Source organism: Thermotoga maritima MSB8 (assembly GCF_000008545.1).
Taxonomy (GTDB): Bacteria; Thermotogota; Thermotogae; order Thermotogales; family Thermotogaceae; genus Thermotoga; species Thermotoga maritima.
In genome coordinates, this window is record NC_000853.1 from 1,419,467 (window position 1) to 1,438,462 (window position 18,996).

The 18,996-nt window shown below is 43.6% G+C and carries 17 protein-coding genes, 1 tRNA gene and 1 pseudogene; 7 read left to right on the plus strand and 12 right to left on the minus strand.

Annotated elements, in window-relative coordinates; translation table 11 throughout:
• Window positions 1-30: 30 nt before the first annotated feature.
• Window positions 31-1,437, plus strand: a complete 1,407-nt coding sequence (gene pelF, locus TM_RS07130) for a GT4 family glycosyltransferase PelF (RefSeq protein WP_004081634.1) — start codon at window positions 31-33, stop codon at window positions 1,435-1,437.
• On the opposite strand, the gene TM_RS07135 is transcribed toward pelF, so the two are convergent.
• Genes TM_RS07135 through TM_RS07150 form a run of 4 tightly spaced genes read right to left on the minus strand, consistent with a single transcriptional unit; the run spans window position 1,370 to window position 6,881 of the window.
• Entirely contained in the window at window positions 1,370-2,206 is an 837-nt protein-coding gene (locus TM_RS07135; protein WP_004081635.1) for a hypothetical protein, read from the minus strand. The two genes, pelF and TM_RS07135, sit on opposite strands and share 68 nt — an antisense overlap.
• On the minus strand, window positions 2,172-3,368 hold the full coding sequence (locus TM_RS07140; protein WP_004081637.1) for a histidine kinase: 1,197 nt from the start codon (window positions 3,366-3,368) through the stop codon (window positions 2,172-2,174). The genes TM_RS07135 and TM_RS07140 overlap by 35 nt, the downstream gene beginning before the upstream one ends.
• Complete coding sequence (pelG, locus tag TM_RS07145) at window positions 3,365-4,741, minus strand: exopolysaccharide Pel transporter PelG (protein WP_004081639.1); 1,377 nt, start codon at window positions 4,739-4,741, stop codon at window positions 3,365-3,367. The genes TM_RS07140 and pelG overlap by 4 nt, the downstream gene beginning before the upstream one ends.
• A complete protein-coding gene (locus TM_RS07150; RefSeq protein ID WP_004081642.1) occupies window positions 4,731-6,881 on the minus strand; it encodes a DUF2194 domain-containing protein in 2,151 nt (716 codons plus the stop codon). Before TM_RS07150 ends, pelG begins: the two co-directional genes overlap by 11 nt.
• Here TM_RS07150 and TM_RS07155 point away from each other — a divergent pair, their 5' ends adjacent.
• The gene (locus TM_RS07155; RefSeq protein WP_004081643.1) at window positions 6,882-7,853 is read left to right on the plus strand and encodes an MJ1477/TM1410 family putative glycoside hydrolase; all 972 of its coding nucleotides are present in this window, start codon (window positions 6,882-6,884) and stop codon (window positions 7,851-7,853) included.
• Window positions 7,831-8,568 (plus strand): AAA domain-containing protein, encoded by a 738-nt coding sequence (locus tag TM_RS07160; protein ID WP_004081644.1) that lies wholly within the window; start codon window positions 7,831-7,833, stop codon window positions 8,566-8,568. Before TM_RS07155 ends, TM_RS07160 begins: the two co-directional genes overlap by 23 nt.
• Window positions 8,569-9,347: 779 nt before the next feature.
• On the opposite strand, the gene bfrA is transcribed toward TM_RS07160, so the two are convergent.
• From bfrA to TM_RS07200, 8 genes and pseudogenes are all read right to left on the minus strand, one after another.
• A complete protein-coding gene (gene bfrA, locus TM_RS07165) occupies window positions 9,348-10,646 on the minus strand; it encodes a beta-fructosidase (protein WP_004081649.1) in 1,299 nt (432 codons plus the stop codon).
• A gap of 1 nt (window position 10,647) precedes the next feature.
• Window positions 10,648-11,419 (minus strand): annotated as a pseudogene (gene suhB / locus TM_RS07170) (bifunctional fructose-1,6-bisphosphatase/inositol-1-monophosphatase).
• Between the two features lie 49 nt (window positions 11,420-11,468).
• Window positions 11,469-11,543, minus strand: a tRNA-Val gene (locus TM_RS07175).
• Between the two features lie 32 nt (window positions 11,544-11,575).
• Window positions 11,576-12,532, minus strand: coding sequence for a SufB/SufD family protein (locus TM_RS07180; protein ID WP_004081655.1), 957 nt, complete (start codon window positions 12,530-12,532; stop codon window positions 11,576-11,578).
• On the minus strand, window positions 12,529-13,260 hold the full coding sequence (locus tag TM_RS07185; RefSeq protein WP_004081657.1) for an ABC transporter ATP-binding protein: 732 nt from the start codon (window positions 13,258-13,260) through the stop codon (window positions 12,529-12,531). Before TM_RS07185 ends, TM_RS07180 begins: the two co-directional genes overlap by 4 nt.
• Window positions 13,261-13,292: 32 nt before the next feature.
• Window positions 13,293-13,910 (minus strand): CDP-alcohol phosphatidyltransferase family protein, encoded by a 618-nt coding sequence (locus tag TM_RS07190; protein ID WP_004081659.1) that lies wholly within the window; start codon window positions 13,908-13,910, stop codon window positions 13,293-13,295.
• Complete coding sequence (locus tag TM_RS07195; RefSeq protein ID WP_004081661.1) at window positions 13,904-14,629, minus strand: sugar phosphate nucleotidyltransferase; 726 nt, start codon at window positions 14,627-14,629, stop codon at window positions 13,904-13,906. The genes TM_RS07190 and TM_RS07195 overlap by 7 nt, the downstream gene beginning before the upstream one ends.
• Before the next feature lie 40 nt (window positions 14,630-14,669).
• Entirely contained in the window at window positions 14,670-15,818 is a 1,149-nt protein-coding gene (locus tag TM_RS07200; protein WP_004081662.1) for an inositol-3-phosphate synthase, read from the minus strand.
• Window positions 15,819-16,079: 261 nt separating this feature from the next.
• Between TM_RS07200 and TM_RS07205 the strand changes: the two genes are divergently transcribed.
• The 4 genes from TM_RS07205 to TM_RS07215 are packed head-to-tail and all read left to right on the plus strand — an operon-like array spanning window position 16,080 to window position 18,990.
• Window positions 16,080-16,307 (plus strand): NAD(P)H-dependent oxidoreductase subunit E, encoded by a 228-nt coding sequence (locus tag TM_RS07205; RefSeq protein ID WP_012311059.1) that lies wholly within the window; start codon window positions 16,080-16,082, stop codon window positions 16,305-16,307.
• Window positions 16,300-17,205, plus strand: coding sequence for a [Fe-Fe] hydrogenase large subunit C-terminal domain-containing protein (locus TM_RS09705; protein ID WP_010865337.1), 906 nt, complete (start codon window positions 16,300-16,302; stop codon window positions 17,203-17,205). The genes TM_RS07205 and TM_RS09705 overlap by 8 nt, the downstream gene beginning before the upstream one ends.
• Window positions 17,172-17,864 carry a (Fe-S)-binding protein gene (locus TM_RS09710; protein WP_010865338.1) on the plus strand — a complete coding sequence of 231 codons (693 nt, stop codon included), beginning with the start codon at window positions 17,172-17,174 and terminating at the stop codon, window positions 17,862-17,864. The genes TM_RS09705 and TM_RS09710 overlap by 34 nt, the downstream gene beginning before the upstream one ends.
• Entirely contained in the window at window positions 17,851-18,990 is a 1,140-nt protein-coding gene (locus tag TM_RS07215) for a SpoIIE family protein phosphatase (protein WP_004081668.1), read from the plus strand. Before TM_RS09710 ends, TM_RS07215 begins: the two co-directional genes overlap by 14 nt.
• The last annotated feature ends 6 nt before the right edge of the window (window positions 18,991-18,996 follow it).

Here is an 18,996-nt window from a genome sequence, read left to right on the forward strand (position 1 = left end):
AATCGATGAGTTCATCAAGGGGTGGCACCTATGAAGATTGGACTTATTCTGGAAGGAACGTATCCTTACGTAACAGGCGGGGTTTCAAACTGGGTTCACACGCTGTTGACAAATCTTCCAGAATTTGAGTTTGAAATATACCATCTGAAAGCTGTCACAGAACCACAGACAATCAAGTACAAGATCCCAGAAAATGTGACAGCTGTACACGAGCTGAATATATTTGGTGATTTTGAATCTGACAGTTCACAAAAAGCAAATTTAGAGTCTCTTGAAAGAATAGTTTCACAACTTTCTATTGAAAGAGATATACGTTCAATCGTCTCTTTCGCAATAGACTTCATCAGGGAAAACGCGGGGAAAAACGTTCGAAAAATGCTGAAAACGAAGGGATTCTGGAACATTTTGTTGAAAATATACGAAGAATTCTTCTCGGAAAGAGGTCTTACCGAATTCTATTGGATGATAATGAACCTTTTCCTTCCTGTGGTTAATGTTCTCCAGTTTGTACCAAACAGATGTGATTTGTTCCACGTTCCAAGCACAGGATACGCTTCCTTGGTAGGTATGAACGGAAAATTTGTTCATGACGTTCCTCTTGTGATAACAGAGCACGGTATTTATCACAAAGAGCGAGAAAGAGAGATAATCCTCTCCACCTGGGTACCAGATGCTTATAAACCCATGTGGATCGAACTTTTTCGAATTATAAGCATGATCGCCTATAGAGTTTCTGACGCTCTCACCACTCTTTACAGAAAAAACCAGATTTATCAACTCGAGCTCGGTGCTGATCCGGAAAAAATGTTCATCATACCAAACGGAATAAACGTGGAAGAATACGATCTTCCTCCAGAGAAACACGAAGGATTCGTGGTGGGATTTGTGGGACGCGTTGCCAGAATAAAAGATCTTAAAACCGCCATAAGAGCTATCAGTATTGTCAAGGAAGTGGTTGGAGAAAAACTGACATTTTTGATAATAGGACCGGTCGACGCGGAAGATTATCTTGCCGAATGTAAAAGACTTGTCAGGGTTCTTCGACTAGAAGATACCGTTGAATTTCTAGGTCCTCAAAACGTGAAGGAGTACTACCCCAAGTTTGATCTTCTTCTTTTAAGCAGTGTTTCGGAAGGACAACCACTTGTGATACTCGAGGCGATGGCAGCAGGCGTTCCCATCGTTGCCACTGATGTGGGAGCATGCAGAGACATAATCTACGACAAAGACGGACAGTGCGGTATAGTCGTCCCTCCAAAAGATCATCTTTCAATGTCAAAGGCTATCATAAAACTATATGAGGATAAAGAATTGAGAGATACTTTCTCGAAAAACGCAAAAAAGGTGGTCCAGAAGTACAGAGTGGAAACTATGATTGAGAAGTACCGGAATCTTTATCTTTCTCTGACTTCGAAAAAAACAGTTTCAACTGTCTGAGCTCAGGGTAATTTCTTCGTTTTAGAAGTTCGAATAGAAGTGTTCTGTAAATCAGTGGAGATCTCGTTTGTTTCAATCCTTCCCAAAGCACTTCCAGGTTCCGTTCTACTCTATATTTCATGATGAAGTATCTTTCGTCCTTGCCCAGCAACTTCAAGCGGTCCAGCAGCAGAAATCTGTAGTATTCTTTCAATTTGCCCGACACAAAATCCGCTTCCAGATAATCCCATACTCTCTCGTAGAGTTCCTCACTTTTATCATCGAGATTTTCGATATTTAAAAGAATCTCTTCCTCTTTTTCGAAAGATTTTTCCACTCTCTCAATACTTTCAGTCGTATAGAGTCCAACATCGACACCTGAGTTTTTCATCAATCTTTTCGAGGCAGAAATCAACCTTTCTGGAGGCACTTTTCCTTTTTCAACATCTTCAGATAGTCTCAAAATCGATCTCTTCTTGTCTTCATCCTGACCGAAGAAAATAGCTTCTTTGAACGATCTTTTCATCAAGTTTATTCTTTCGACTTTTTGGGGTTTTCCCACCCCCTCGAAGCGGAGCTTTTTCTTTTTGAGAGGTACCACGAGGCCGAGAGGATACGTCATGATGGCGATCACTATCTGCGACACATCTCTATTCACGAGGAAACTTATCACGAGATTCAAACAGAGGATCATTATGAAAAAGGGATTCTCCCCTTGAAGCAAAAGTCCTATGTTTAAAACTCCTAGTGCGAAATTAATGAGATTCACAATCCACAATTTCGACTTCACTTATCTCACTCTCCAAGCGCTTTTTTATGATGTTGAATCCTATCTCATCGCATAGGGGGAAGAGAAGCTTCAAAAGCAGATACTCTCCGTCTTCAGACATCTTCGTTGCCAGGTCGTTTCTCCTCAAGATTTTCAGAAGTTTTCCCAACTCCTCCCTTTTTATACGAACGCAAACTTCAATGAATGGTATCCCATGTTGAGCTTCTAAAACTTTCAAGCGATTTTTCTCTGTTTCGTAAAAGTCTGCAGGAAACGTTCCATCTTTCAATCTGTATTTCTCGTACTTTTCGAACTCGAGTTTTCTCATGACGATGTGGATCCATGTGGCAAGCGCCGTGAGATATTCTTCCACGAGCTCCAGGTTATCTGTTGCGGTCTCCTCCACAGTTATTACCCCGAGGATGTTTTCTCCGTCACCTATCCTAACCGCCAGCCAAGGTTCATTCGATGACTTCACCTGATCTACAACATCCAGTATTCTGCCTACTCCCTCCTGTAGCGCTTTATCCACTACCAGAGAGACACCTTTTTTGAGAGAAAAACCCAGTTCAGGTCTTCCAATTCCCGCCGCCAACCGTAAAAAACCGTCCTTGTATCTGTACACATACATTCTCTTTACATCGAAGTATTCCGAGACTATTTCCACAAACCTCTGTGCGAACTTCTCGAAGTCCTCGGTAAAAATTTCCCTGAGTTCTATCAACAAGGAACTGATTCCCGTCGATTCGTAGAAGAGTTTTTGTTCCAACGAATTGATCTGCTTCTTAAGTTTTCGAACTTCTTCTTCCAGTCTTGAGACATCCTCATTTCTGTAAGCAAGTTCAAGGGATAATCGTTCCATGTTCTTTACCCTAACTTCGTTTATCAGTGAGAGCACTGTGGAAATAACGAGCATAATGGAATTTGCGAGTGCAAAATCACTGGAGAAGTTCAAACCTTCCTCACTCAAAAATTTTGAAACCACTATGAAAGTGAAGAAAAGAATTGAACTGAACACATGAACGACTAGATCGTACCTGACACAGAAAATGAGAAGAGGAATCCAGTAAAAATTCAAAAAAGACTCTTTGAAAACGTCGGTTTTGTATAAATAATCGAACAGAAAAACAATACCATAGGAAATTAGAACTTCAACGAACCAGCTCTTCTTTCTCGGTTTCATCGAATCATCTCCTTTGGTTTCCAGGAAGTTTTCTTTACTTTTTCCAGGCCGAGTGGTTGCTTTGTGTAAACCTCGTAGAGAAAATCTTTCGACTTGAACCTCAAAAGAAGGTAGAGAAAACCTCCAGAAAAAGCCACAGCGAAACTAAGACCCGGTATATTTTCTATGAAAAAAACAGACAGGATCATGTTAGAAGTCAAAACAAGAGCAGTTCCCTCCAGGGCAATACCGTAATACTCAAAATGAAGCGACGCAACAAGCAGGGACATAAAGGCTATGTTCATACTAACTCCAACAACATCCCAGACGAAAATTCTGTTGAAACTTTCAGAAAGGTTGAACCATAATCTGAGAGAATCTCTGAGAAGGAAACAGGAAATCATCGCTACCATGTTCAGCGCAAACATATTGGAAAAAGCGTGTCGCAATGAAAGTGAAAGCTTTTTCAGATTCTCACTTATAACGCGCATCGGTTTATCGCTCACTATTGATTGCATGAGACCTTTGTAATTTCTTTGAAAGACAGTTTCCATACTTAGATTGAACACCACCAGACTCGGTATGAAAAACAGACTCGCCATGAACTTCGGTATGTCGTATTCTGGAGACATGAAAAATCCAGGTGCGATTTCAATCCCTTTTACTTTCCAAGCAATAAAGTTGTCGATCCAGATCGAAAGATAATAAAAGTATCCGATAAACAGGAGCTGAGGATGCTTTCTTGTTAGCAGAAGAAAATCAAATCCTATTCGGATCGAGCTTCTCAAATAGCTAAGAATGAGAAAATTCAGCATGAAGATTATCAGACCTATTCCAATGTCCAGTGTCAAAAGAAGCTTCTCTTCCATTGAAATGTCCCAGAAACGCGCAAGGAGAACAGAAACCACGATGCCACCTGCAAAAGCCAAAACTGCAAGCGATTCTTTCTCCGTTACAGAAGCAAACTGCATCAAAATCCAGACAAGCGAAAAGCCAACAAAAGTGTAACAGGCAAGGATCTTTTGAACCAGAGAATATTGATTGTTCACGGCAAAAAATATCAATCCGATCACAAGCGAAACAGAAAAAACCAGTAATACAGCACCTATATAGCTCTCATAGATCTTTCTCTGATCCCTTGAATAGATACAATTTGCTAGAAATCTGGAAATGAGAAAAGACATACCACCAGCGATTATCATTGAAAAGATGAGAGAATAACTCAACACACTGAGAAAGAAGGGAGAAGGTGAGAACCACCTGGACGACCATATGATGTAAAATAAAACCACCAACCACGGTGCAAAGTATACAAACGTCGAATAGAAAAATGCGAGCACATCCGAAAAAAGGTTGTTTCTTGAAAACAGAAGGTCAAAGCTCTTACCTGCCATCCTCTATTACCTCCGAGATCTCCATTTTGTATTCCCTCATCTCCACCACGCAAAGATCTTTATCTCTGAACAGGATCACCCCACCATGTACGTTCACATCGCCTTTAGCTTTCAAAAAGAAATACCGGGGAAGTTCAGCTGTTCTCGGAAGAACAATCACTATTTTTTTGTCATGATACAAAATTCTTGGCTTGTTTTCAAAATAATCTTTGAAAGTGTTGTATAGTTCCTTTGAATCCATATTTCTAAGCCAGGGATAATTTTCCTTCATGATTCGGAAGAAAGACCTGAGTTGATCAAACATCTCATTCCAACTGTACCTTTCTGGATTTCTGTCAAGACTTATGACATCGTCTGGATGAGAAAAGTGATGATAGGTTCCAAGATTCAAAAGGGTAGACACCGTTTCCATGAGAAGTCTCTGAAGAGGGTAGCAACCGCTCGTTGTTCTTGGGAGTATCAACGCATCATCCAGCAAGGTGAACTCTCCTGTACTGTCTTTTAGTGAATACGCCGTACCTATCACCTTTATCGTTGGAAATACACTTTTGAGAACTTCTATCCCCGCCTGATCTATTTCGTTGTTTGGAGCCACAAAAGCTACAGGTTCATAACTTGATGACAACTGACTAAGAAAAATTCTCAAAGACTTATATGCTTTTCCAAGTTCTTCTAAATCCCAATTCTCTGATTTCGGTGGCACATGATTGTAACCATGAATCCCTGTATCCACCCTTTCGTCTTCGATGAGGTTCTTCAAAACCTTAAGGGAACTATCCTTTTCAAGGAACTCAAAAAAGCCGTTGTAATCTGTCTTCTGCTCGTAACTCGTTACAAGAGCGGTGATGGGTTTTATAGAAAAATCCTCACAAAGTTCTTTCATATCACGCCACCAGATTTTATAATAGAAGATTTCATCGGTTGTACCTAAAATATCGTATTCGATACCATATGCAGGAAGTGGAAAATCGTCAAGAAAGACGGAAAAAGCGTTTACCATAGGAGATATCACAAAATCGGACGCTTCGAGAAACTCGTTGAATAGAATGCCTCTCGACCACTTTTCCAAAAGATCCTCAGGGAAAAAGACGAAAGCACCCTTTTCCCTCTTCTCCATCCAAGAAACAGGTGTCCCGCTAATTGTTATGAATGCTTTCGCGTTCTCGGGTGCTGGGATGTAGCCCACTTTTCTCTCACCAACGGTGATATCTTGAGGAATGTACAGATTCTCTTTTTCCAGAACAACTTCTCCCTGAATGTAATGCGTTCCACTTCCCACCAGTATTACAACACCGCCGTTCTCTAAGTAGGATTTTATTTCCTTTTCTTCCAAAAAGGATACGTCCGGAATCACGATTGCTCTGTATTTTTGAAGAACACCAGATCGAGAACTATCAACTTCAAAGAGGGCATACTCAAACATCTTCCTTATGTGATGATTTTCATCGAGCATCAGCACTTTGTTTTCACGATAACCGCCGACAATATCCATGACAATTTTTCTTAAATCAACAACAGGTTCACCGTTCTCATTGAAAGCGTGATCGAAAAGCGCCATGCCGCCAAAAGGTCCGTAGAAGATTACCGGATGCTTTCCTTTCTTCGTAACAGCGTACGACACTATTTTGACATTCGAAGAAAACACTTCGAAACCATCGAATGCTTTTTTAACGGGAAATGAGGGAAGTTTTATGAGATATCCATCTTCGATCTCGTAGCTAAAAACCGTCTCCTGTCGCCAACCGTATCTGAAAGACACACCCAAAAGGTTCAGAAGAGTGTTTATATCGCTCAGAGAGGGATTGTCCCCAGAAGAATCTTCGAACGCCCCCAGATTGTTTATGATGAACAGCTTGCCTCCATTCAAAAGAAAATCAACCAGTTTTTTCAAATATTTCTTCGCACCGGGCATCGAGGAAGAATAGTAACAGGTAATGACGAAATCGTAGTCCTCAAAATCGGGCAGTGATTTTTCCACGTCTACAAACTCGTAATCCTCCCCCAGAACTTCCGGCTCCGGAGCTAACCATGAAAGGATATTGTAACCATAGCCTCCTTCAGAACCTTTGTAGAGGAGGAGAGTCTTAGAAAAGAAGGGGAACGCAAGCAGAACAAGAATCAAAAGGAGGAATTTTCTCATATGTCTCACCTCAAAAACATTCTGTTCATTATTATAGTATCATTGTTTTTCATTTCCTCCTGCTCAACGGTTATGTCAACAGAGGGATGGTTCATGCCTTTTGACAATTGGCTTTATCAACTCCAGAACGCTGATCCCGTGGAGATATCTTCATCCGGCTTTGAAATTGCCGTTATAGATTACTCAAAAGACGGAAGTGAAAGTGGAGAATATTCACCTGAAGAGATTAAAATCATGGTAGATGCGGGAGTTGTTCCTGTTGCTTACGTCAACATTGGTCAGGCGGAGGACTATCGCTTTTACTGGAAAGAAAGTTGGTACACGAACACTCCTGAGTGGTTAGGTGAAGAAGATCCTGCTTGGCCAGGGAACTATTTTGTCAAATACTGGTACAATGAATGGAAAGAAATCGTGTTTTCATACCTCGATAGAGTCATCGATCAGGGATTCAAGGGAATCTACTTAGATAGGATCGATTCTTTTGAATACTGGGCTCAAGAAGGTGTTATTTCAAGACGAAGTGCTGCCAGAAAAATGATAAATTTCGTGCTGGAAATTGCTGAATACGTCAGAGAGAGAAAACCAGACATGCTGATAATACCTCAAAACGGTGAGAACATTCTCGATTTCGATGATGGCCAGCTTGCCTCGACTGTTTCGGGATGGGCTGTTGAGAACCTGTTTTATTTGAAAACAATCCCTCTTGAAGAAAACGAGACAAAGAGTAGATTGGAATACCTCATTAGATTGAATCGAAAGGGAAAATTCATTCTCTCTGTTGATTACGTCGATGACGGTTCTGATTCTTTTGAAAACATAAGCCGGATTCTGGATTACTACGAGAAGGCCAAAAGAAATGGATGTATACCGTACGCTGCTCGATCCGACTTGGAACTCGACGAAATGAATGTGATAGAGGGAATACAACCGCCAGAGGCATTGAAAGATTATGAGAGTAGGACTTATCGCTGAGGGTACCTATCCTTATATTACAGGGGGAGTATCGAGCTGGATTCAAACTCTTATTTCTAATCTTCCTGAGTTTGAATTTGAAATTTATCACCTCCGCCCCGATTCGAAGAAACGAGAGGTTAGATACAAAATACCAAAAAACGTTGTTCGTATACATGAAGTGAATATCTTTGGAGATTTTGACCCTGAAATACCTGAAGAAGCTAACCTTTCGGCACTTACCGAAATAACAAAGGCTATTGTTCTCTCCCCAAAAAACGTTCTGGTCTTCATAGACACAAAGAACAGATCTGACAGATTTGAAAGGCAAAGGAAAGACTCTCCCTCGAGAGAGAATCCATTAGAAGCACAAATCGTAAAAGAGGTTGTGGAAAAGCTTCTCTCTATGGGGGTGAAGGAGGATTGGATCGGGATCATCACTCCCTACGATGATCAGGTGAATCTCATAAGGGAGTTGATCGAAGCGAAAGTAGAAGTACACAGTGTGGATGGTTTTCAGGGAAGGGAAAAAGAGGTCATCATCATCTCATTTGTGCGTTCAAACAAAAACGGTGAAATAGGGTTCCTCGAAGATCTGAGAAGACTCAACGTCTCACTCACACGGGCGAAAAGAAAACTGATAGCAACGGGAGATTCGAGCACGCTCTCTGTCCATCCAACTTACAGAAGATTTGTAGAGTTTGTGAAAAAGAAGGGAACTTACGTGATCTTTTGATCTGAGAGTCTATAACAAAAACATTCCCCCACTCATGTGGGGGTTATTTTTTTCGTACATCTAAGGAAGTATTGAAACATCTTGTGATGCCGGCGATGGGAAAGCCGAAAAACAGTTTCCATACCTCTAAGGAATTATTGAAACCGAGCTTGTAGCAGACTACACTATTAAGAAGATGGGTTTCCATACCTCTAAGGAATTATTGAAACCCCATTGAGTTCAGGAGAATTTATACCACAAACACACTCTGAAAGCAAGATGTTTTTTGAACTTCCATATTCTCTCTTTCCATAAACCATTCTAACACACAAGAGAGCACCTTCAAGTACTGTTTGGAAAAATGGAATAATTGCATAGTTCAACAACGAAAGAACACAAGCAAAAAACAGAAGATAAATTATATCAACCTACGTCGGGGCATTTTGGGGTGTTTCTGGTAAAAATCGATTAGTTCTATGTTTCACAAATAGATGAAAGAAGGTATTCCTCAATGTGTTAGAAATTAACTGTTAACTTCCTGAATTCAAAGCACTTACATGTCATCGATTACCACAAATTCTCTTCATATTGTCTCTTCATATCATCCATTATTCCCTTTTTAACGCATAGCTTCCGGTACCACAAACCCGCATGAAATTTTTCGTTACCGGTAATTGCATACTCTGTATCGTCCTTCCACTGCCAGTCACACGCATCACCCACTTTGTGAATGATTGGAACTAATCTGGTTTTGATGCATAAAACAAAGATAGGCTTTGCTTTCAAAGTGTTGTCTAACGTCACAACCATATGTTCTCGAGTTCAAAGACTTCGAGTTTCACTTGGTTCGATTTGACAGAAAGAATGTTGTAAACGTTCTCTGGATGGATCCTAAAGGAAAAAGCTATGGAGTCGTTGAAGAAAAATTCTACAGAACACGAATCCAAGAAAGCTCGTATTCTATTTGTAGCTTCATCTTCGACTGTCGACTTTCTAACTTCTCCACCTGAAACACCAGATCTCGTTGTATCCACGATTAATTCGTCTCGACTCTTCGTTATCACCACTTCTTCAGATTCATTTCCCATTCGAAGTTCGATTTCTCCGCTGAATTCACACACAATTTCATAACTGTTTTCCTTGACATCCAGCAGAAATGTTCCGGACTTTGCAGTTTCGAAAACCTTTCTCTTTCTGAGAGCCAAGAGTTCATCCACCGGTTTCACCTTCAACTCGTTGTTTTCTACATACAGCTCCCTAGGAAGACTCATGACACCGTTCCATCCTTCTCGTTTTGTCGGGTAAAGCCCTGTTCTCAACCAGCTTTGAAGCCATCCGATAACTACAACTCTGTCTGTTCCAAAGAAAGTTTGAGCAGCGTAGAAATCCGTTCCGTGATCGAGAAGCCCCCGCTTTTCGACATTCAGTTTTCCTTCCTTTAACTCTCCCATGGAAAACAGAACGCTGTTTGTACTCGTTATCGAGTATATGAGGATATCTTTCTCTCCAATTCTCACAAGATCGGGACACTCTATTTCTTTTGTGGTTTCATCTTCGAAGATCACACCCTCGTACTTCCAGTGAAAAAGGTCATCTGAGGTATAGAGAAGCACTCTTCCAATCTTCTCATCTTTACCAGATCCCAGTACCATTCGCCACTCACCGTTGCTTCTGTTCACCTTCGGGTCTCTGAAGGCGTGCGTCCCTTCCTCTGGGGGTTTAGATATGACCGGGTTTCCATCGTACTTTACGAAATCCAATCCGTTTTCACTCATAGCCACACACTGGGTTTCTTTTTCTCCTTTGTTGTGTGTCGGATCGCGGTAGTAGGTGTACACGAGAAACATTTTCCCATCTTTCTCGACAGCGCTTCCAGAGAACACTCCGTGTGTTTCATCGTCGGGATATAGAGCAACGGGAAGGTGTCTCCAGTGAACGAGATCGTCGCTCACCGCGTGGCCCCAGCAGATGTTTCCCCACTCAGGTTTTCTGGGATTATACTGATAGAACATATGATATTTTCCCTTCCAGAAGATCAAACCGTTCGGATCGTTCATCCAGCCTGTTATCGGGAAAAAGTGATAATTCGGCTTGAACATATCACTTTCCTCCTATTTCTTCTACCACCTCGTTAACAACTTTCACCACTTCATCGTGGATCAACCCGTTCGAGAAGATGAAATTCTTCGAGAAAGCGTTTGCTTCCTTTCCGGAGAAATCCGTGACCATTCCTCCCGCTTCCTTCACGATTATCAGACCGGCTGCTATATCCCAGGGATTTATCCTCCAGGTGACGAAAAAGTCAACCCTTCCTGCACCAACGTAAGCGGCGTTCAGCGCGGCACTTCCAAGAATCCGAATCCTTCTGGTCCTCTTTTCCATCCTCTCGATGAATTTCCCGGTGAAATCCACGTAGCTACCAGTGGAACCAACACACTCTTCGAGGCTGGCGTTCTCAGACACTCTGATTCTCTCACCGTTGAAGAAGGCACCGCTTCCTTCCTCAGCGTAGAGTGTTTCGTTGAGAGCAGGGGCGTGGACGACCCCTAGCTTGACTTCTCCGTTTTCAACGTAGGCCAAAGAGATGGAAAAGTTCGGAAGGCCGTGAACGAAGTTTATCGTTCCATCTATCGGGTCTATTATCCAGAGCCTGTCTCCTTTTTCGAATATTCCTTCTTCGGCCATGATGTTTTCGTCAGGGAAGAATTTTCTTATCTCATCGACTATCATTCTCTGGGCTTCTCTGTCTATCTCTGTGACTATGTCCTTGAAACCGGTTTTTTTCTCGACGTTGTCCACCCTTCCCCCAGTGTATCATGAGGAGGTGTCCCACCTTTCTCAAAAGCTTTATAGAAAAGTCCAGTCTGTCCAATTCGATCCCTCCCTCTAAAAAAATTAACGGCTCCCCTGAGGGAGCCTGCTGGTGGGTGCGGCAGGATTCGAACCTGCGACCTCTTCCTCGTGAGGGAAGCGCTCTCCCCCTGAGCTACGCACCCATCCGTTTATGGATTTTACAACAAAATCTCCATCATGTCAAAATACCCTTTATGATCATTTCGGTCGCTTCCTCTTCTGTAAGGCCTTTGGCCATGAGTGTTTCAAGCTGTTTCGCGTTCACCCTTCCTATGGAAGCCTCGTGGGTTAGCTCAGAAGAATCGTTCTTCACAACCAGCACAGGAAGAGCTCTCACGTCCACTCCATCTCCCTTTGCGATCTCAAGACATTCCACGTGGCCTCTCGTGTGCGGCGCGTTCCCGTAAACCTCGTTCACCACAGAAACTTTCGCTCTGTCGATTGCAACTGCGTTCGTTTTGGCGAGTCCCCTCGCTCCCATTCCGTTCAGTCTCAGGATCTCCTTCACTTCCACATCGTCGTCTTCAACGGCCTTTACTTTCGTGTAGAGTTCTCCAACGGCATCTTTCTCAAGTGAAGCATCCATGAAGACCCTCAGCGTTCCTATTCTTGTTTTCACGAGAGTGAAGGTGTTTCGGTAAACCGCTCTTTCTCCAACTCTTGCTATCGATCTGGTGATCAGATTTATAGAACCCGTTTCACTGTGCGTGTGCTCGTCGTGGTACTCCATCCACGCTCCTTCTTCCAGTTCCACGTTCATCAAGGCGTCGTGTGTGAAATCTTCGGTCCACGGAAAAACACAGTGTGCCACAAAGATCGCTTTCGCGTTTTTCTCGAGCCTTATATTGAACACAACACGTTGCAGTCCTTTCTTTTCTAAGTACCCCGTACACACGTGGACGGGATACTCCACCACCACACCTTCTTTTATCCTCATGTCCACCTGAACACCGTTCTCTATCCTGTAGGGAGTGAGTTCTACTCCCTCCACACCGTTGAGTCCTATGACCTTGTCACCGCTTATTATGATGGAGGCTATCCTCCTGTCGAGGAACTTCGAAACGTCTCCCCCTGCCTTTTCGTAGGCCTTTGCCAGTGCTTCGAATTCTCTTCTGTAGTCTTTTACGATCATACGATCATCTCCCCTGATGGTTCATTCGGATGATCACATCTGTCACAGCTGTTTTTGTAGAACTGCACGATTTCAGACGGGTTTCCTTCTTTCAAGATGGAGCCGTGACAGATGAGAAAGGCGTAGTCGCTCTCCAGTGCGATTTCTTCCCTGTGAGTGACTAAGATCACAGAGCCACCCGCACTCACGAGTTCCGAGAGAACCTTCTCTATCATCTCAAGACTCATAATATCTATCCCGGAGTCTGGCTCATCGAGGATGGTGTATCTAGGTTTCATAAGAAGAATACTCGCCAGTTCTACCCTCTTTCTCTCTCCACCGCTCAGCTTTTCATCGACGTTTCTTTCCAAGTAGAGTGCCGGATTCAAACCAACGAGTTCTAAGACCCTTTCGAGCTCCTCTTTCGATACTTTTCTTCTTCCGCCGAGAGTCAAATAGTCTCTGATCTTGATTCCTGTGAATCGAGCGGGCTCCTGCCACATGAGGGTGATCCCTCTTTTGGCTCTCTCTGTTACGGAAAGATCGGTGATGTCCTCACCGTCGAGGAGTATCTTTCCCCTGGTGGGTCTGTAGCCCTCAAGCCCCATGATCAAATAGGCGAGAGTGCTTTTCCCTGCACCGTTGGTTCCCAGTATGGAGTAAACCCTTTGTTTTTCGAAGCGAGCGTTTATTCCCTTCAAAATAGCCTTTCCCTCTACCTCATACCACACATCGATGAGCTCCAGCACATTCATCACCTCAAATTGAGTCTAACACGAAATCACCTGTTGAGCACCAGAAGTTCCACGAATTTCCCAGTAGTGTAAACATACGACAGGATCGAGATAACTACAAGAGCAGGAAGATGCATTCCAAAGAGAGAAAAAACGAATACAACGAACAACCTAACATCCCTGGAGGCAAAACCGGATAGCTTTCCGACGAGAGCCGGGTGGGTACCAAACACCTTCCCAACACTGTGAAGGTAACTCACCATGAGAGAACCGCTGACGGCAAGAACTGACCAGAGGAGTAAGGAAAGAGAGGGACCATCTTTCAAGCAACCGTAAAGAGACAGCCCAAGAACGGCCAGTATATCCACGAACCTGTCCAACATCGTATCGAAAAAAGCCCCCCAGTTTGAAGACATGTTTCTTGCGCGTGCGAGCTCTCCATCCACTCCGTCCAGAACAGAAGAGACCTGAACAAGAATTCCTGCGATCCACGGAAGCTTGAGAAGATAAAACGGAAACGCGAGAACACCAACAAGAAAGCTGATGAAAGACATCTGGTTGGGTGTTATCTGCCAGTTTTTTTCGAGAATGAGATTTGTGATCCTTGAGGAAAATCTCCTGTTTATCAGAGAAGAAATCCACCCATCGGTGGATTTTCTCAGCATGCCACTCCCTCCTTTATCTTTTTCATCAACTCATAAACCTTTTCATTCAAATCCTCGGGAGAGTCTATTTCTGTCCACAGAGCATTTCCAAAATCGAACACCTTAACGATCATGCCCGTGTCAACCGCCTTCTGCAGCACATGGTACAGAGAAATTTCCTCAGTCCACGAAAAACTCTCCTTGAGGCTGTAAACCTTTTTCGTCATCACAAAAACACCCGTGTCGAAATAGTTGTACTCATCGATTCTCTTTCCGATCTTAACGATCCGATCTTCATTTACTAATACTTTACTCGCCTCTTCAGGATCTATCAGGTCACTTCTCTTACTCACACCGAGTTTTATATGGAATTCATCCTCACTGAAAGCACTTTTCAGTGCCTCAGGTGGAAAGAGAGAATCGCCACACGAGAGAAAGAATTTCTCGCTCTCCACGTAAGGTTCACTCAGGAAGAAAGAATACGCGTTGCCGAGTTCCACCTTTTTGTTCTCAACGACAATCCCCTCGACACCCAGATCATTCAGAACCTTCTCTCCGAGATCTCTATAGCCCTCTGAGACGACAAGAACGAATCTTTCAACACCGTTTTTCATCAGGGAGATCATCGGATATTTTACGAGCTCACAACCGTCGAACCTGTAAAAGACCTTCGGAACGTCTCCGGTAACCGATCTGAGTCTTTTTCCAGCTCCGGAAGCCAGCACAATGGCCTCTCTCACAGAACCACCCCCACGAAAAGAAATGAGGGGCTCAAGCCCCTCACAGCCACTTCGGTTTCAATCCCGCCCAGATTCTCATCTTCTCGTAAGCAATGATTCTTGGGATGTTCTTTTCTTCCGCCGGTCCCGGGTTCTTCATGTAGAAGGCGTTCACTGGGTAGACCGTTCCGAACTCCTTCCTGTCGAGTGCGATCTTTCCGAGTCTCACAAGGTCAACAAGGAGACCTCCAAGAGCCGGGCTGTCGTTTATTCTTCCGTTTATCATGAGCTCATCTGTAGCACCGTTGAAACTCACGTACTCGATGTGAATGGCTATGAACTTTTTATCTCCAAGTGGTTCAAGATACCCTGTAGGTTTTATGTAATGCGGTGCATCGTAACCGAGAATGTCCTTCACTATACTGGATTTGGTGAATTCTTTACTCTTGTTCTTTCCATCGTCTGTGAGTGCCAGAAAGTCCATGTTCCCTCCTATGTTGAACTGCGCAACATCTTTGACGTACCTGTTTCTCTGGGCAAGATGGCTGAGAACGTCCGCTGTGAACGGTGTGGCACCGGTAGCACCGTCGTCTCCGAAAACGACGAGGTTGTTCTCCTTCGCGAGTTCAACGAAAGCCGGGTCGTTCGCTATGAAGGTCGGAATAACGTTCACAAAAGCCGCTCCTCCACGCTTGTTCGCGTACAGTGCCGCTGCGTAAGCGTACACCTGAGTTGCAGTGAGTCTCTCTTTGTCGTTGTTTTCGATAGCTTTCAGAAGATCTTCTTTGTTCCCGAAGGGCACGAAAGCTTCTGTAGTACAGGTGTTCACGATCACATCGGGATCGAGTTCTGTCCATTCCTTGACGAGAGTATCAACTGCTTCCTTCAGAGTCATGCTGTCTTCGAGACCTTCAGCTTCGATGGGGAGGTTCCTCACGCTTCCAAGGTGTACTCCTTTGCGAATCTCAGGATCACTCGTCAGCGAGTCAACATCGTTCCAGTACTGCTTCACCACTTCGCTCAGTTTCTTTCCAATCTTCGCTCTGTCCACGTCGTAGCTTCCAACAATCTTGATGTCTTCGAAGCCGATGGGAAGTTCCCTTGCAAGGGGCACTCCGTAAGGTTCTATTTCCCCTTTCCTGAGCTTTTCAAGTCCGGCAACGAATGTACTGGCAACGTAGCCCTGACCGAGGATCAGGACCTTGACCATATGTTTCACCTCCTTAGCTTTTGTTTTTGATATGGAAGGAAAGTAACATGGTAAGAGTGTAATGTAAGAGCCGTTTCTATTATATCACGTTTTTACAGTCATATATTTCAAGTGCTTTACCAATAGTTTTCTTTTTAGTGAATCAGTTTGTTTACAAAACTTGTGAAGTAGGTAACAACATAGAGCATTCCCTTGACTTCTCCTGAAAAATAGTGAAAAATATAACGTGAAAAGGTTCACGATTTGAAAGGAACGATGGACATGATTGTGAGAGTGTGTATGGGGAGTTCTTGTCATTTGAAGGGATCTTACGAGGTTGTCAGGAGATTTCAAGAGCTTCAAAAGAAATACAACTTCAAGCTGTACGGCTCATTGTGTTTTGGAAACTGTTCTCAGGGAGTCTGCGTTGAAATAGATGGCCGATTGTTCAGCAGAGTAACTCCCGAAAATGCTGAGGAAATTCTAAAGAAGGTGCTTCAAAATGGCTGAACTCATATTCTCAAGAGAAACGGACTGCAGATACTGCTACAAGTGCTTGAGAAACTGTCCCGTTAAAGCCATATCTTTCAAATCTGGAAAATCGACAGTCTTAGAAGAAGAATGTGTTTTTTGCGGATCTTGCCTGGATATCTGTCCTCAGAATGCGAGAAGTTATCGGAAAGACGTCGAAAGATTTCTGAGTTTGTCCGAACCGTTTCTTGTTTCAATAGCACCGTCTTTCTTCGCTTACTTTGAAAATCCTCTGAAAGTTATCGGTGTTCTGAAAGAGATGGGTGCTGTGGTAGTTCAGGAAACAGCCGTGGGTGCGGAGATCGTTTCCAGAAGGTACGAAGAGGTCTTTGAAAAACACTCCGGTCCCTTCATAACAACGGCCTGCCCTGTGGTTGTGAATCTCGCTGAGAAACATTTTCCTAATGTTTTGAAGTACTTTGCACCCGTTGATTCTCCTCTGATGACGCACGCGAAGTTTTTGAAGACACGATACGGTGACTTCCCAATTGTGTTTGTTGGACCATGCATAGCAAAGAAATCCGAAAGCGACCTCGTTGACGTTGCACTCACCTTCGAAGAACTCGAGGAGATCCTCGAAGAAAGAGAAGGAAAAGAAGCTCTTCCGGACGGTCCGTATCCAGACAGGGCTCGGTTTTATCCGACAACAGATGGTATAGGCTACACCGTTTCTGTTCCATGGGAAAAAAAGCTCGTGGTTGAAGGCGTCGAGAACCTGATGAGAGTCTTTTCCAGGATAGATGAATACAAAAGTGTTTTCATAGAGGCTTCTGCATGCTACGGCAGCTGTTTGAACGGACCTGTGATGAAGAAAAAAAGCAACGGAAAAGAAAGACTTCTTGAATGGCAGAAGAAACTCCCAAAAGAACCGAAGTGAATCACCTCAAGATCGATACCTTCAGGAGCTACAGAAACAAGTCCAGGAACGTGGAAGTTCCAGAAGAGGAAATAAAAAAGGTTCTCGTGTCCATAGGTAAAGACGATCCATCCAAAGAATTGAACTGCGGTGCGTGTGGATACGATTCGTGCCGTGAAAAAGCCAGGGCCGTGGTCCTTGGAAAAGCGGAAAAGGAGATGTGCTTTGTGTACCTGCTTGATCTGGTCAAATCTTCCAGTTACAGGGTCGTTGAAGAGTCTCCGAACGCTGTATTCGTTTTGAAAGACGAAAAAGTGATCTACAGAAACAGGGTAGCCGGGGAACTGATCCAGAATTATCCAGAGATCCTGGAACGTGCGAAGGGCTCTGTGGGAGAAACTCTCACCATCGAAGGAAAGAGATTCTTCTTCGTGAAGGAATTTTCTCTCGAGGATGGAGAAGAAGTCATCATGCTAGTGGATATCACACAGGAAAAACTGAAAGACGAAGAACTCGACAAGGTAAAAAGGGAAACACTCAGAAAAGTCGAAGAAATGCTGAACAAACAAATGAGAATCGCTCAAGAAATTGCTGGAATACTCGGTGAATCTATCGCGGAAACCAAGAGCAGTTTCATGGAACTGAAGATGTTCATGGAGGGAGAAAATGCTGACCTGTGATGTCTTCTTTGCCTCGAAAAACAAAAAAGGCGAAGAGGTGTGTGGAGACTCGATAAAGGTCAAGAGAGAGAGTGAAAAAATAGTGGTCAGCGTTTCCGACGGACTGGGAAGCGGAATAAAAGCGAGTATTCTCTCGACTCTCACAGCGACCATAGCCTCCACGATGTTGATGAACGGTCTTCCTGTAACAGATGTGTTCAGAACGATCCTCGCGACACTTCCCATTTGCAGAGTGAGAAAAATCAGCTACTCCAATTTGTGTTCTGTGGTGTGTGACTTCAAAAACAATACCTGCACCGTCGTCGAATACGAGTTTCCGGTTGTGATGCTGTTCAAAGGAGAAAGAAGGGTCTTTCCTGAGAAACAGGGACTCGAGATAGAGGGAAAAAAGGTCTTCGTGTGGCAGTTTCGATCTGAAGCTGGAACTCTACTCCTTCTGGCAACGGATGGGCTCTCTCAGGCGGGAATGGGAACGGATCTTTTTCCACTGGGTTTCGGTGTGGAAAACATAGAAAAAGAGATGAAGCATCTTCTGAAAAACCACGTTTCTCCCGAAAACATCGTCAGGCACTTTGTAAAGCTCGCAGAAAAACTGGATCAGGAAGTGAGAGGTGACGATACGCTCGTTGCCTGTTTGAATTTCCGTGAAAAGCGCATTCTGAATCTGTTCGTCGGACCACCTGAGGACAGAAAAAAAGACGAAGAGTACGTGAGGACGTTTCTCAGCCTTCCTGGAAAAAAGATCGTTTGTGGAGGAACAACAGGTCAGATCTTTGAAAGGGTTACGGGAAAGAAAGTTGAGATCGATCTGTACACCCTCTCGGAAAACTCTCCGCCTGTTGGATACATGGAAGGAATCGATCTCATGACGGAAGGAATCGTCACCCTGACTCAGGTGTTCAGGTACCTCGAAGGGCAATCAGAAGAATTGGGATACGGTGCGAAGTTCATCGTCAAAAGTCTTCTGGAAGCCGATGAAATCAACTTTTTCGTTGGAAGGGCAATAAACCCAGCTCATCAGAATCCTCTGTTCAGCCACGATATCTCTTTGAAGTTCAGACTAGTCAAGGATATCGCTCAGATCCTTCGGGAAAAGGGAAAAATAGTGAACGTTCAATACTGTTAGGAGGTG